We start from the raw sequence: 14,565 nt of genomic DNA, 5'->3' as shown, positions 1-14,565 counted from the left end.
TGGCACCCCCCTCATAGATTAGAAGAATAACTCCTTAATCAATGCCGTTAAGAAAATATTTGCAAGTGCAATCGGCAATAATACTTTCCATCCAAACTCCATTAACTGGTCACCTCTTATACGTGGGAACGTGACGCGGAACCAAATTAATAGAAAGACTACACTGCTAAATTTCAAAGCAAACCATACGGCACCTGGGATAAATCCAAGAAACATGACTGGATTCCATCCTCCTAAAAAGAGCACTGTAATTAAAGATGCCATCCCGAAGAAATATACGTACTCTGAAAGCATGAAAAACGCCCAGCGAAAACCTGAGTATTCCGTATGGTATCCAGAAACAAGTTCTGACTCCGCTTCTGGCAAATCGAATGGCGTCCTATTTAACTCTGCAACTGCTGCGATTAAGAAAACGACGAAGCCAATTGGCTGTACGAAAATGTACCAAACCTTCTCCTGCGCCGCTACAATCTCATTTAAATTCAGGCTACCAGCTAACAAAACGATACCAATTACACTCATTACGAGCGGAATCTCATAAGAAATCATTTGCGCCGCCGCACGCATCCCTCCTAAAAGGGAATATTTATTATTCGATGCCCATCCCCCAGTTACAACACCTATCGTCGTAATACCGGAAACAGCAATATAATAAAGTAGCCCGACTCCAATATCTGCAAATTGAAATTTATCAGTGAACGGGATAACTGCAAGCACCATAAATGCTGGTGCAAATGCAATGACAGGCGCTAATATAAACAGCGGTTTATCTGCTGCTTTCGGAATACTATCTTCTTTCAATAATAGTTTTAAAACATCAGCTACCGTTTGCAGTAAACCGAATCGGCCTCCAACCTGGTTTGGTCCAATCCGCCCTTGCATAAACCCCATCACTTTCCGTTCTGCCAAAATTCCATATGTAACGAAGCCAAGGACTGCAAATAGTAGAAGCACCGCTAATCCGAAAAAAATAAAAAAATTCGTCCAGCTTGAAGGTGATTGTAAGAGCGTCTCAATCATTAGCCATCAACCTCCCCAAGTACAATATCAACTCCACCTAAAATCGTAATTAAATTAGCGATATTTTCACCTTTTAATAACTTCGGTAAAATTTGCAAGTTATAAAAAGATGGCCTGCGAAACTTCAAACGGTACGGCTCTTTCTTTCCATCACTAGCGATATAACACCCAATCTCTCCGCGCGGCGATTCAATACGTACAAACGCTTCTCCCTTAGGTGCCTTAATAATTTTCGGTACTTTTGCCAGCACAGCTCCATCTTTCGGGAACTGCTGAACCGCTTGCTCAACAATCTTTAAAGACTCCTCGATTTCTTGCATTCGGCAAACGTAGCGATCCCAAGCATCTCCCACGCTTCCAACAGGAATATCAAAATCAAAACGATCATAAATTGAATACGGCTCATCTTTGCGAAGATCCCAGTTTACTCCAGTGCACCGCAAATTTGCTCCGCTTAAAGAATACGAAATCGCTTCTTCCGCGCTATATATACCAACGCCTTTCACACGATTTAAGAAAATCTCATTACCGCTAACAAGATCATGATAACCTGCCAATTGCTCTCTCATATACGGAACAAACTCTTCCACCTTTTCAATCCAACCATCTGGCGCATCCCACTTCACACCGCCAACTCTCATATAGTTAAAAGTAAGCCGGGCACCGCATAATTCATTTAATAAATTTATAATCATCTCTCGTTCACGAAACGCGTACAAAAACGGGCTGACCGCTCCTATATCAAGAAGATTTGTCCCCCACCAAACGAGATGGCTTGCAATTCTTCCTAGCTCCATCGCAAGTACTCGCAAGTATTCGGCACGCTCTGGAATTTCAAGCCCCATCATCGTCTCTACAGCATGGCAAATGACGTAATTATTCGTCATGGCTGATAAATAGTCCATTCGATCTGTATAAGGAATAATTTGCGTATACTGTAAGCTCTCAGCAATCTTTTCCGTCCCGCGATGCAAATACCCAATAACCGGTGTAGCTTCTTTAATAATTTCCCCGTCAATCTTAATTACGAGCCTGAACACACCATGTGTACTCGGATGCTGAGGTCCTACATTCAAAAGCATCTCTTCCGTACGGATCATAGCTACACCTCCACATCATACGGTTCATAGTCTTTTCTAAGCGGATATCCTACCCAATCATCTGGCATTAAAATACGCGTTAAATTCGGATGCCCTTTAAATACAATGCCTAGCAAATCGTACGCTTCTCTCTCCGGCCAGTCAGCCCCTTTCCAAAGCGCTGTCACAGACTCGACTTGCGGCGCTTCCCGGTCTAGTTTTACCTTCACCGCTACCGATTGTTTCTTGCCATATGAAAACAAATGAACATACACTTCCATATGTGTCACAAAATCCGTCGCATGTAGCTCTGACATATAATCAAAAGCAAGTCCCTCATGGAATCGCAGTGACTCCATCACTTCATAATATTTTTCGGGATCCACCACAAGAGTTGGCACATCCTTTGACAATTTATTAATATAGGAATCTACTAATGCACCCTCTCCTAACTTCTCCCTAATAGCCTCAACATACTGATTTAAATGCGGTTGATTTACGGACGGTTCTTCCTGCTTCGGCTCATCCTCTTTCTTACCTTCAGCTCCCTTTGTCTTCGCTCTTGCAGCCGCTGCTGCTTTCGCTTTTGCAGCTGCAATTGCCTTGGCCTTTTCATCTCCCGAATCCCCATCACCTTGCGAGGCTTTCTGCTTCGCTAATGCTGCCGCTTTTGCCTTGGCCGCCGCCACCGCCTTCGCCTTGGCTTTCGCTTTTTCTTCTTCCGTTACTTCTTCCGTTACTTCTTCTGTTCCTTCTCTTTTTTGCTTCGCTAACGCCGCCGCTTTTGCTTTTGCTGCCGCTGCTGCCTTTGCCTTCACTTTCTCTTTTTCTTCTTCCGTTACTTCTTCTGTTCCTTCTCTTTTCTGCTTCGCTAACGCTGCCGCTTTTGCTTTTGCTGCCGCTGCTGCCTTCGCCTTGGCTTTCGCTTTTTCTTCTTCCGTTACTTCTTCTGTTCCTTCTCTTTTCTGCTTCGCTAATGCTGCCGCTTTTGCTTTTGCTGCCGCTGCTGCACGTCGTTTTGCTTCTTCTATAGTAATATCATCATTTTTTGGTAGCGCTTTCTCTTTTTCTTGATCTTCTGCCTCAAGCTCACTTATTTCCGCCTCGTGTTTCGCTACAAGGCGTTTTCTCGCTTCTTCTTTTGCACGCCTAGCTGCTTCTTTTTTCAGATCCTCTAAATCTTTGTTTGGATTACTCATTTATTCGTCACCTGCTTCCCGGTCTTTGCTTCGTAACGAATTTTTTCTTTTAATTTATTAATTCCATAAATTAAAGCAGCCGGATTTGGGGGACAACCAGGAATATACACATCAACTGGTACGATTTGGTCTACACCTTTCACAACAGCATATGAATTTACATACGGACCACCTGCTGTCGCACAAGATCCCATCGCAATAACCCATTTCGGTTCAGGCATTTGATCATATAAACGCCGAACAATAGGAGCCATCTTCTTCGTTACTGTTCCCGATACAATCATGACGTCCGATTGCCTTGGTGAAGTTCGAAAAAATGACCCAAATCGATCTAAATCATAATGTGATGAGCCTACTCCCATCATTTCAATTGCACAGCACGCCAGTCCGAATGTCATCGGCCATAAAGAATTGCTCCTCGCCCATCCTTTCAACTGTTCCAATGTAGAAAAAAAGATATTTCGTTCTAATTCTGCTCGCTCATTTGGATGTAATTCCTCAAAATTTATAACCATTGTAACACCTTCTTTTTCCAAGCATACGCTAATCCAACTAGCAACATTACAACAAAGATGAGCATTTCAATTAATGCAAATAAACCTAGCTTGTCATACGCAACAGCCCAAGGATATAAAAATAAAGTTTCTACATCAAAGATCACAAACAATAAAGCAAAAATATAATAACGAGCATGAAACCGAATATTTGCATCATGAAAAGGCTCAATTCCACTCTCATACGTCGTCGCCTTTGCTGCACTTGGTTTATTTGGGCGCAGCATCCTTCCTAATGTAAGAGCCACTACCGGCAGCAATATACCTAATAGCAAGAAAATCAAAACGATCATATAACTATTTTCATATACACTTGCCATTGTGAAACCCTCCCCCCTAAATTAAGAACAAGTTCACATAGTAAACAATATGTCCTAGTTGCAGTAATTATTATTTTTAAATTTTTCTAAATAATGCAACTATTCTAATCATTATAGCAAACTTCAAATTCCTATGTCGATATGTTGGGAGACAGAAACAAGAATTATTAAAATCTATCTTTACAACTTGCTATAATTGTGCAAAATAAATATAAAACTTATATATGCTTTTCAAGGAATCGTAGGTGATATAAATGAAAAAACAAACACATGTAAGTATTCTTATAAGCATTGTATTGCTGTCCATAACGCTTCACTACGTAGCGATGCCTTTTCTATATGAATACTCATTTCCTTTTCAGCTATTAATCGGAACGAGTACCCTATTAATTGATATTATCGCTTGTAGTTATATTCTTTACTTTTCAAACATGAAAGAAGGGCTACCTCGTTTATTTTGGATCATATTATCTGTTGGAGCTCTCTCTTATTTTATCGGTGATATAGTCGTTGCCTATCAACGTTTAATTGTAAAGGACTTCTATACGTTCGTTGATCCGTCTGATTTTTTTTACTTACTTTTTTTAGTTAGTTTTGCATTTGCCTTTCTATACGAAATCATTTACAACCGAGATTTATTAGAAAAACTTTTTATGCTATGTGATATTTGTATTATCGTTACAGCCCAATTTACTTTAAGTTACTACTTACTTATTGAACGAACCATTCACATCTTTACAACATCCTATATCGACATATTTGTTCAACTTACCTATCCAATGGCTGATTTACTCTTTCTCTTAATAGGAATCAATCTTTTATTCAAACCACTATCCTTATTACCTAAAAAGGTTGGTGCGCTTCTTGGCAGTGCTTTAATTTTATATGCTACTACCGATGCGATTTATGCTTATATAAAATACTTCATACCAGAGTATTCTATGTTTACAGTTACTCCTTTCTATCAAGTAACCTTAGTACTAGTAGCAATTGCCTGTATTCTCCATACAAAAGAACCTGAAAAACAAGAACAAGTACTACTAACACTTAAAATTGGTGAAGCAATCCGATTATCATTACCGTATATTTCGGTAGTAATGCTTATTGTTTTTATATTAGTCGAATACGTTTTTGCGCCTATTATAGTAATCGGACTTATAATAACTTTCTCTTTCGTTCTCATACGTCATAGTTTAGTTCGAAAACAAAATAAAAAATTATTGCTAGCTCAAATGCAATTCAACTCAGAACTCGAGAAACAAATTGAACTACGTACAGAAGATTTAGTAGAACAGAAAAATGAACTCTATCATAATCAACAAATGTTTAAATCTTTATACGAGCATCATCCAGATCCAATCTTCACATTAGATTTGTACGGTAATTTTCTCAAAGTAAATAACGCTGGTACTACTTTACTTGGTTATCAAACGAATGAATTATTAAATCAGCCTTACTATTCACTCATATACGAAGAAGATTTAGAAGAAATGATTAACGCCTTTCATCGTGTAAAAAAGGGATATTCTATCTCTTTAGAAATACGGGCGTACCATAAAAACAGAGATATTTACTACTTGCACGTTACCGCCGTACCGATCTTTTTAAAAGAGAAAATTTCTGGGGTTTATTTAATGATTAAAGATATTACGGAAAGCAAACAACAACAAGAACAAATTAATTTCCTAGCATACCATGATACTTTAACAGAGCTTGCAAATCGTCGTGCATTTCATAAACATTTAGAACAGGCAATTGCACGAGCAAAAGTATCGAAAAAGTCTTTTGCTGTTATGTTTCTCGACCTAGACCGTTTTAAAGTTATTAATGATACCCTCGGTCATCGAGTAGGAGACCTATTGCTTATCGCAGTAGCAAAAAGGCTCGAAAGAATATCAACATCAAATATGAAACTCGCACGACTAGCTGGAGATGAATTCACAATCCTTATCGAGAATTACAAAAAAAAGCCAGATGTCCAAAAAATAGCTGATATGATTGTAGTGGCCATGAATGAGCCATTTGAAATCGAAAATCAACATTTACAAATCTCACCGAGTATCGGAATTGCAATATATCCTGAAGCAGGTGAAGATCCACTATCCATTTTGCAGCATGCTGATATGGCCATGTACGAAGCAAAGAATAAAGGAAAAAACGGTAGCTCTCTTTACACGAAAGAACTATATAAAAAAATGGAGCGAAAAGCTCGAATTGAAAAAGATTTGCCAATCGCTTTAGTAAACAAAGAATTTTATCTCGTTTATCAACCACAAATTGATACGACAACAAATAAAATTATCGGTGCTGAAGCTTTAATACGGTGGAAACACCCGCTATTAGGTGACATTTCACCATGTGAGTTTATTCCAATTGTAGAAGAGACGCCACAAGTAGTCCCACTTGGACATTGGGTATTACAAGAAGCTTGTCTCCAATTAAAAATATGGCATACCTTTGGCTACCAAAATTTAAAAATAAGTGTTAATTTATCTGCAAAAGAGTTCCGGCAAGATCAATTAATCGAAAACATTTCACAAATATTAAACGACGTGCAAGTCGACCCAAAATATGTAACCCTTGAGTTAACAGAAAGAATTGCAATGATTGACGAGAAAGAAACGTTATTAAGACTGAAGCAATTAAAAGAATACGGTATCCAAACTTCCATTGATGACTTCGGTACTGGGTATTCTTCTCTTGCTTATTTATCAATTTTTCCAATCGACACATTAAAAGTACCGAGAGAATTTACACAATTAGCTGATCATCGTCCTGAAGAACGAGCCATCGTTTCTACAATCCTTTCCCTCGCAAATACTTTAAATCTTTCAGTCGTTGCCGAAGGAATTGAAACCGAAAAACAGCTTAAGTTTCTGCAAAAACATAAATGTAAATATATGCAAGGTTACTATTTCAGTAAACCACTTACTAGCAATCAATTTATAAAGTTTCTACAAAAAACCCCCAGTATGAACAAATAATTCATACTGGGGGTTTTATAGTGCTAAATATTTTTCTCATAATATTCTTCTGCGATCTCTTCGTAAAAAGCCGCAGATGTTGTGTAGAAATATGGAATTAACCATAAGAATCCAATCCCTAACGTAATACAACTTAATATAAACCAACCGATAAAGCTTAAACATAAAATGAAATACTCCATCTTATGTCCATCCATCATACGACGACTTTCTGTAATAGCTTGGTTCAGTGAATACTCAGGATGATCATTTATAATAAAGTATGTCATCGCATAAGAAAATGATTTAATAATACCTGGAATAATGAACAATAACGTCCATAAGAAAAGATAAAGATTTACTAATAAATATAATAAAAATGATTTTAGAAATCTCTTTCCCTCTGAAAACCAAATGAATACATTACCGATACTAGCTTGATTTTCACGAAGGATATTTAAACCAAGGTAATATCCACCTAAAGTTAACGGTCCAGTAACAAAAAATGTAAGAATATTCGTTGAAAGTGAACCATTTGTTTTTTGCCAACCGAAAATTAAAGAAAATCCCCAATCAACACTAAAACTAAAAGCCGTGATAAGAATTGAAATGAGCAGTGTAGCTCCAACAGCTAATCCCCATTTCCCTTCTAATGAATCTAGTGCTTCTCCTTTTAGATCACTAATCATGCGTAGCCTCGCCTCCTATACACAATAATTCTATTAGTATAGCATGTTCCTATTGAAATTCACCTTTTGAAATGTAGCGATAAAAGTGTGCTGTCGTTGTACTCATATACGGACTAAGCCAAAGAAATCCTATTCCAAAAGTAAGAAGCGCTAAAACAACCCAGCCTATGAAGCTCAGCCATAAAAGAAACAAATCTAACTTATGACCCCTCATAAGATTCTTACTTTCCTTCATCGCCTGCAAAACACTATATTCTGGATTTTCAATCATCACATAGTACGTCAGTGCATAAGAAAAATACATCACAATCATACCAACAATTGAAATTGCTAATAGTACGAAGAAAGCTATTGTAAACGACAAATTTCCTTCTTCACCTAAGAATATGAATAAACCTGTTAACAACATCGGAATCCATGTACCTGTATATAACAAAATCGCAAGCATTGCCCACATTGTTTTCATCATTCTTTTAAAACCACGGAATCCTTCAAACAAGTAATCTACTTTAGCATCTTCTCGTTTACTAATTTGTAGAAACACATTCGTGTAACCGTATGAGGTAATACCATAAGATGCATTACTCAAAATAATCATTATGCAATAGAAAATCCCAAATGTAATAGCTGCTCCAATTGACATCGTTTCCGCCTCAACTGACCCAGCTAAGCTAACAACTAAGAAAAATATAATAATTCCTGGAATTAAAAGTATAAGCATTGCAGCCATCGAAACGACATAACTTAAAATAAAATATAAAATTGTTGATCCAACACCTAGTCCCCATTTTCCCTTTAAAGAGTACAATGCTTCTCGTTTCATTTCACCAATCATTGATTCATCCCCTTCATAAAATATAAATTGTTGTACACTTCTACTTATACAAGCATCAATATAATTATACCAGTTTTGTAAAATTATCCATAAAATACACAAAAAAAAAAATCCGTAAAGGCAGGGCCTTTACGGATTTTTTTACTTCATATCAGAAACATTTAAACGGTTCACAGCACGTTGTAATGCCATTTCTGCACGTCTAAAGTCAACATGTGCTTGTTTGTCTTGCATACGTTGCTCAGCGCGACGCTTCGCTTCATTTGCACGATGGATATCGATATGGTTTGCTTCTTCAGCAGATGATGATAATACAGTTACTTTATCTGGACGAACTTCGATAAAGCCACCGCTTACTGCTACATAATCAGTGTGTCCACCATTTTTCAGACGAACTGCACTAATTTTTAATGGTGCAACAGTTGGAATGTGACCTGGTAAGATCCCCATTTCCCCACTCTCTGCTTTTACACTTACCATTTCTACTTCTTTTTCGTAAACCGGTCCATCAGGAGTTACAATACTGACTGGAAATGTCTTCATACTTCGTCCCTCCTAAGGCCTTACGCCATCATTTTCTTCGCGTTCTCAATAACTTCTTCAATGCTACCAACAAGGCGGAATGCATCTTCTGGAAGGTCATCATATTTTCCTTCTAGAATTTCTTTGAAGCCACTAACTGTATTTTTTACAGGTACGTAAGAACCTTTTTGACCTGTAAACTGCTCAGCTACGTGGAAGTTTTGAGATAAGAAGAATTGAATACGACGAGCACGATGTACAACTAACTTATCTTCTTCAGATAACTCATCCATACCTAAGATAGCGATGATATCTTGAAGTTCTTTGTAACGTTGTAAAGTTTGCTGCACTTGACGTGCTACTTCATAATGCTCTTCTCCTACGATTTCTGGAGAAAGTGCACGAGATGTAGATGCTAATGGATCTACGGCTGGGTAAATACCCATTTGTGTTAAACGACGCTCTAAGTTTGTTGTTGCATCTAAGTGAGCGAATGTTGTAGCTGGTGCTGGGTCAGTATAGTCATCGGCTGGTACATATACCGCTTGGATAGACGTGATAGACCCTTTATTTGTAGATGTAATACGCTCTTGTAATTGACCCATTTCTGTTGCAAGTGTTGGTTGGTAACCTACCGCAGATGGCATACGACCAAGAAGGGCAGATACTTCAGAACCCGCTTGCGTGAAACGGAATATGTTATCGATGAACAGAAGTACGTCTTGTCCTTGCTCATCACGGAAATGCTCAGCCATTGTTAAACCTGTTAATGCAACACGTTGACGTGCTCCAGGTGGCTCATTCATTTGTCCGAATACCATCGCAGTTTTCTTGATTACGCCAGAATCGCTCATTTCATGGTATAAGTCATTACCCTCACGAGTACGCTCACCTACACCAGCGAATACAGAGATACCACCGTGCTCTTGTGCGATGTTGTTAATTAATTCCTGAATTAATACTGTTTTACCTACGCCGGCACCACCGAATAGGCCGATCTTACCACCCTTAATGTAAGGAGCAAGTAAGTCTACTACTTTAATACCAGTTTCAAGAATTTCTACTTTAGTAGATAATTCTTCGAATGCAGGTGCTTGACGGTGAATTGGATCACGGTGTACATCCGCAGGAAGTTCACCATCTAAGTCAATTGCATCACCTAATACGTTGAATACACGACCAAGTGTTGCATCACCAACTGGTACAGAGATTGCTTTACCAGTATCTTCTACTTCTGTGCCACGAACAAGTCCATCTGTGGAAGACATCGCAACTGTACGAACTGTATCATCACCTAAATGAAGTGCAACTTCAAATGTTAAGTTCATGCTTCCGTTTTCGTTGCTTTGTTTTACCGTAAGGGCGTTGTAGATTTCTGGTAGCTTTCCGCCATCAAACTTAACGTCTACAACCGGACCCATGATTTGCGTAACGCGCCCTTTATTCATCGGGTTCCCTCCTAGCTTTCTTTTAATTAGCCAGCTCTCTAAGCGAAGTCGGCTTTTAATTTTTTATTAGTTTAGCTTACGCGACTCTTTTGAAAGAGCCGCTTCCACTTTTTATTACTATTCTAACGCTGCTGCTCCACCAACGATTTCCGTAATTTCTTGCGTAATCGCTGCCTGACGCGCACGGTTGAATGAAAGTGTAAGTGAATCGATAACTTCCATTGCGTTGTCTGTAGCACTCTTCATTGCTGTCATACGCGCTGCGTGCTCACTTGCTTTACCATCTAGTAATGCACCGTACACTAAGCTTTCTGCGTATTGTGGCAATAATACTTTTAAAATTTCTTCTTCAGAAGGTTCAAATTCATAAGCTGTCGTCGGTTTGTCAGACGCCACATCAGTAAGCGGTAAAATTTTATTTTCCGTTACTTCTTGTGAAATTTTACTTACGTAATGGTTGTAGTAAATATACAGCTCATCATAAGCACCATCTGCGAACATCGCAATTGCTCGAGAAGCAAGATCTTTAATATCAGTAAATGATGGGTGGTCAGATAATCCAACTACTTCATCAATGATGTTAAAGCCGCGACGTTTTAAATAATCACGTCCTAGTCGTCCAAGTACAATAATTGAATATTGATTTGAATCCATATTATGACGTTCACGAATTACGTTACTTACTGTACGTAATACGTTACTGTTATAACCACCTGCTAGTCCGCGATCAGATGTAATAACGATGTATCCTGTACGCTTTACAGGACGCGCATTTAGCATTGGATGATTAATTCCTTTACTTCCTTGCGCAATGCTCGCTACTACTTCTTGAATCTTTTCCATATACGGAACGAAAGATTTAGCATTTTGCTCTGCACGGTTTAACTTAGATGCAGATACCATCTCCATCGCCTTCGTAATTTGACTCGTTTTCTTTGTCGAGGTAATCTTCGCTTTTATATCGCGTAAAGATGCCACAGGTTTTCACCACCTTTTTTCCGGAAGTTGGCACGATTAGTAAGAATCCTCTTCCTAATCTACGTTGCAAGATATTCTTGCTCATGATTGAAGGAAAAGAATAGGTGCACCTACTCTTTTCCTTTACATAACCGTCAGCAATCTCAGAGTCTGAGATGCCTTATATATTATCTAGCGTCGGCGGCTTGTACGAGCCGCTTCCGCTTTTATTAATCTAGTTCCGCCTCTTAGCCGATGAGGCTGAACAGTCGGCTTCACTTTTATTATTATTCAGAAGCTACGAATACTTTTTTAAATCCGTTAATTGCTGCTGCAAATTTGTCGTCATCCGCAAGTTTCTTAGTTGTGCGGATTTCTTCTAATAAGTCAGTCGCATTAGAATCTAACCAAGCATGGAATTCTTCTTCGAAACGAGTGATATCTACTACCGGGATATCATCTAGGAATCCACGTGTTAAAGCGTAAAGAATGATAACTTGTTTCTCTACACGTAACGGTTTGTGTAATCCTTGTTTTAATACCTCAACAGTACGAGCACCACGGTTTAATTTCGCTTGAGTTGCTTTATCAAGGTCAGAACCGAACTGAGCGAACGCTTCTAACTCACGGTAAGATGCAAGGTCAAGACGAAGTGTACCTGATACTTTACTCATTGCTTTAATCTGAGCAGATCCACCTACACGAGATACAGAAGTACCCGCATCGATCGCTGGACGTACGCCAGAGAAGAATAGGTCAGATTGTAAGAAGATTTGTCCATCCGTAATAGAAATTACGTTTGTTGGGATGTATGCTGATACGTCCCCTGCTTGTGTTTCGATGAAAGGTAGTGCAGTTAAAGAACCGCCGCCTCTTGCATCACTTAATTTTGCTGCACGCTCTAATAAGCGAGAATGTAAGTAGAATACATCCCCTGGATAAGCTTCACGACCTGGAGGACGACGTAATAGTAATGACAGCTCACGGTAAGCCGCTGCTTGTTTTGATAAGTCATCATATACTACTAATACGTGTTTACCATTGTACATGAACTCTTCACCCATTGTTACACCAGCATAAGGAGCTAAGTATAATAATGGAGCTGGTTGAGAAGCAGATGCAGTTACAACGATTGTGTACTCTAATGCACCGTGCTTACGTAGTGTTTCTACTACGTTACGTACAGTTGATTCTTTTTGTCCGATAGCTACATAGATACAAATCATATCTTCATCTTTTTGGTTAATGATTGTATCAAGTGCAACTGCTGTTTTACCAGTTTGACGGTCACCGATGATTAACTCACGTTGACCACGGCCAATTGGTACAAGAGCGTCGATCGCTTTAATACCTGTTTGAAGTGGCTCATGAACAGATTTACGATCCATTACACCTGGTGCTGGACTTTCGATTGGACGAGTGTTTGTTGTATTGATTGGGCCTAAACCATCAACTGGTTGACCTAATGGGTTTACAACACGACCAATTAGTTCTTTTCCTACTGGTACTTGCATGATGCGACCAGTACGACGAACTTCGTCACCTTCACGGATTTCTGTGTAAGGTCCTAAAATGATAATACCTACGTTGTTTTCCTCTAAGTTTTGTGCTAGTCCCATAACGCCGTTAGAGAACTCTACAAGCTCACCAGCCATAACGTTATCAAGACCATGAGCACGCGCAATACCGTCACCAACTTGGATAACTGTACCAACATCACTAACTTCGATTTCAGACTGATAGTTCTCGATTTGTTGCTTTATCAGTGCGCTAATTTCTTCAGCTCTGATGCTCATGTGCTTCACCCCTATCTATTCTTCATTAATTCACGCTGAATACGTGCTAATTTTCCTTGTAAACTTCCGTCATAAATGCGATTTCCAATGCGTACTTTAATTCCGCCTAGTAAATCTTCATCTACAACATTTTTCACGCGAATTGCATCTTTTCCCGTTCTCTTTGCAAATGCTTCTGCAATGTTAAGCTTCTCTTCTTCAGATAGAAGACGAATAGAATATACAGTTGCATCCGCTACGTTACGTTCTTCATTAGCAAGAACAACATATTCATCTGCAATTTCAGGTAAGATATCAATACGCTTGTTATCAATTAAAATATATAACGTATTTAAAATTGATTCAGAAACAGATCCGAATACGTTTGCAAGAAACGTTTTCTTCTGCTCTTTTGAAATGTTCGGTTGCGTTAAAAAGCTATGTAGTTCTCCGTTCTTTACATAAACGTTTTGTACAAGGCGTAATTCTTCTTCAAACATTTCTAATACGTGTTTTTCTTTTGCAATTTTAAAAAGAGCGACAGCATAACGTTTTGCTACAATCCCATTGCTCATCGCGCTTCTCCTACTTCTTTAATATAATCGCGAATTAACTTAACTTGATCTTCTTCTTTTAATTCTTTTTCAATTACTTTAGAAGCAATTTGAACAGATAAAGAAGCGACTTGTTCTTGTAAAGCAGCAATCGCTTGCTCTTTTTCGCGTTGAATTTCTTGTACAGCAGATGCTTTAATTGATTCTGCTTCTTCTTTCGCAGCAGCAACAATAACATCCTTTTGATCTACAGCTTGTTTTTTCGCTCTTTCGATTAACTCTTGTGCTTCAACACGTGATTGTTTTAACATTTCACGTTGTTCTTCTACTAACTTCTTCGCTTCAGCGTTACTTCTTTCTGCAGCGTCGATTTCATTAGTAACATGCTCTTCACGTTCTTTCATAATTCCCATTAAAGGACCCCACGCAAATTTGCGTAGCATTACTAATAGAATTAAGAAAATGAACAATGTATAAGCAATCGTTCCAAATGGAATGGCAGCTCCTAATAATAAAGTTGGCACAAGGATTCACTCCCTTCAAAATATCTAAATTGATCATATGAAAAAAAAAGACATACGTTTCGTTCATAAAGCAATGGCGAAGAAAGTTCGGAAAAACACTCTTCGCCATCTATGTAAGGGGGAGTC

At 38.6% G+C, this 14,565-nt stretch carries 14 protein-coding genes; 1 reads left to right on the top strand and 13 read right to left on the bottom strand.

Going from position 1 to position 14,565, the window contains the following annotated elements:
* Positions 1-18: 18 nt before the first annotated feature.
* From nuoH to nuoA, 5 genes are read right to left on the bottom strand one after another with little or no spacing between them, the layout of a single operon-like run.
* Positions 19-1,020, bottom strand: coding sequence for an NADH-quinone oxidoreductase subunit NuoH (gene nuoH / locus OXT04_RS20400; protein WP_000573426.1), 1,002 nt, complete (start codon positions 1,018-1,020; stop codon positions 19-21).
* A complete protein-coding gene (gene nuoD / locus OXT04_RS20395) occupies positions 1,020-2,120 on the bottom strand; it encodes an NADH-quinone oxidoreductase subunit NuoD (protein WP_000621434.1) in 1,101 nt (366 codons plus the stop codon). The genes nuoH and nuoD overlap by 1 nt, the downstream gene beginning before the upstream one ends.
* 2 nt (positions 2,121-2,122) lie before the next feature.
* Positions 2,123-3,298: an NADH-quinone oxidoreductase subunit C gene (locus tag OXT04_RS20390; protein WP_098451586.1), complete on the bottom strand. Its 1,176-nt coding sequence runs from the start codon at positions 3,296-3,298 to the stop codon at positions 2,123-2,125.
* Complete coding sequence (gene nuoB, locus OXT04_RS20385) at positions 3,295-3,813, bottom strand: NADH-quinone oxidoreductase subunit NuoB (RefSeq protein WP_000236331.1); 519 nt, start codon at positions 3,811-3,813, stop codon at positions 3,295-3,297. Before nuoB ends, OXT04_RS20390 begins: the two co-directional genes overlap by 4 nt.
* The gene (gene nuoA / locus OXT04_RS20380; RefSeq protein ID WP_000179273.1) at positions 3,804-4,172 is read right to left on the bottom strand and encodes an NADH-quinone oxidoreductase subunit NuoA; all 369 of its coding nucleotides are present in this window, start codon (positions 4,170-4,172) and stop codon (positions 3,804-3,806) included. Before nuoA ends, nuoB begins: the two co-directional genes overlap by 10 nt.
* Before the next feature lie 254 nt (positions 4,173-4,426).
* Between nuoA and OXT04_RS20375 the strand changes: the two genes are divergently transcribed.
* Entirely contained in the window at positions 4,427-7,156 is a 2,730-nt protein-coding gene (locus OXT04_RS20375) for a putative bifunctional diguanylate cyclase/phosphodiesterase (protein ID WP_098570035.1), read from the top strand.
* Between the two features lie 23 nt (positions 7,157-7,179).
* On the opposite strand, the gene OXT04_RS20370 is transcribed toward OXT04_RS20375, so the two are convergent.
* The 8 genes from OXT04_RS20370 to atpF form a co-directional block, all read right to left on the bottom strand.
* Positions 7,180-7,824 carry a DUF975 family protein gene (locus OXT04_RS20370; RefSeq protein ID WP_023523558.1) on the bottom strand — a complete coding sequence of 215 codons (645 nt, stop codon included), beginning with the start codon at positions 7,822-7,824 and terminating at the stop codon, positions 7,180-7,182.
* 49 nt (positions 7,825-7,873) lie between these two features.
* The gene (locus tag OXT04_RS20365) at positions 7,874-8,659 is read right to left on the bottom strand and encodes a DUF975 family protein (RefSeq protein WP_267417128.1); all 786 of its coding nucleotides are present in this window, start codon (positions 8,657-8,659) and stop codon (positions 7,874-7,876) included.
* Positions 8,660-8,800: 141 nt separating this feature from the next.
* Positions 8,801-9,202 carry a F0F1 ATP synthase subunit epsilon gene (gene atpC / locus OXT04_RS20360; RefSeq protein ID WP_000847215.1) on the bottom strand — a complete coding sequence of 134 codons (402 nt, stop codon included), beginning with the start codon at positions 9,200-9,202 and terminating at the stop codon, positions 8,801-8,803.
* 20 nt (positions 9,203-9,222) lie between these two features.
* Positions 9,223-10,629, bottom strand: coding sequence for a F0F1 ATP synthase subunit beta (gene atpD / locus OXT04_RS20355; RefSeq protein ID WP_001032596.1), 1,407 nt, complete (start codon positions 10,627-10,629; stop codon positions 9,223-9,225).
* 117 nt (positions 10,630-10,746) lie between these two features.
* A complete protein-coding gene (gene atpG, locus OXT04_RS20350; protein WP_000157703.1) occupies positions 10,747-11,607 on the bottom strand; it encodes a F0F1 ATP synthase subunit gamma in 861 nt (286 codons plus the stop codon).
* Between the two features lie 266 nt (positions 11,608-11,873).
* On the bottom strand, positions 11,874-13,382 hold the full coding sequence (gene atpA, locus OXT04_RS20345; RefSeq protein ID WP_000027521.1) for a F0F1 ATP synthase subunit alpha: 1,509 nt from the start codon (positions 13,380-13,382) through the stop codon (positions 11,874-11,876).
* An 11-nt stretch (positions 13,383-13,393) separates the two neighbouring features.
* On the bottom strand, positions 13,394-13,936 hold the full coding sequence (gene atpH, locus OXT04_RS20340; protein ID WP_000064682.1) for a F0F1 ATP synthase subunit delta: 543 nt from the start codon (positions 13,934-13,936) through the stop codon (positions 13,394-13,396).
* Positions 13,933-14,439: a F0F1 ATP synthase subunit B gene (atpF, locus tag OXT04_RS20335; RefSeq protein WP_001142615.1), complete on the bottom strand. Its 507-nt coding sequence runs from the start codon at positions 14,437-14,439 to the stop codon at positions 13,933-13,935. The genes atpH and atpF overlap by 4 nt, the downstream gene beginning before the upstream one ends.
* Positions 14,440-14,565 lie beyond the last annotated feature (126 nt).

Origin of the sequence: Bacillus sp. GC_Bacil_1 (genome assembly GCF_026540675.1) — a bacterium.
Lineage (GTDB): Bacteria > Bacillota > Bacilli > Bacillales > Bacillaceae_G > Bacillus_A > Bacillus_A cereus.
This window is presented reverse-complemented; position numbering and strand designations above follow the sequence as displayed.

Coding starts and splice junctions, on each gene's coding strand:
- OXT04_RS20370 (WP_023523558.1), bottom strand. CDS start 7,824: ATGATTAGTGATCTAAAAGGAGAAGCACTAGATTCATTAGAAGGGAAA.
- OXT04_RS20375 (WP_098570035.1), top strand. CDS start 4,427: ATGAAAAAACAAACACATGTAAGTATTCTTATAAGCATTGTATTGCTG.
- nuoB (WP_000236331.1), bottom strand. CDS start 3,813: ATGGTTATAAATTTTGAGGAATTACATCCAAATGAGCGAGCAGAATTA.
- nuoA (WP_000179273.1), bottom strand. CDS start 4,172: ATGGCAAGTGTATATGAAAATAGTTATATGATCGTTTTGATTTTCTTG.
- atpC (WP_000847215.1), bottom strand. CDS start 9,202: ATGAAGACATTTCCAGTCAGTATTGTAACTCCTGATGGACCGGTTTAC.
- OXT04_RS20390 (WP_098451586.1), bottom strand. CDS start 3,298: ATGAGTAATCCAAACAAAGATTTAGAGGATCTGAAAAAAGAAGCAGCT.
- OXT04_RS20365 (WP_267417128.1), bottom strand. CDS start 8,659: ATGATTGGTGAAATGAAACGAGAAGCATTGTACTCTTTAAAGGGAAAA.
- nuoD (WP_000621434.1), bottom strand. CDS start 2,120: ATGATCCGTACGGAAGAGATGCTTTTGAATGTAGGACCTCAGCATCCG.
- nuoH (WP_000573426.1), bottom strand. CDS start 1,020: ATGATTGAGACGCTCTTACAATCACCTTCAAGCTGGACGAATTTTTTT.
- atpD (WP_001032596.1), bottom strand. CDS start 10,629: ATGAATAAAGGGCGCGTTACGCAAATCATGGGTCCGGTTGTAGACGTT.
- atpA (WP_000027521.1), bottom strand. CDS start 13,382: ATGAGCATCAGAGCTGAAGAAATTAGCGCACTGATAAAGCAACAAATC.
- atpH (WP_000064682.1), bottom strand. CDS start 13,936: ATGAGCAATGGGATTGTAGCAAAACGTTATGCTGTCGCTCTTTTTAAA.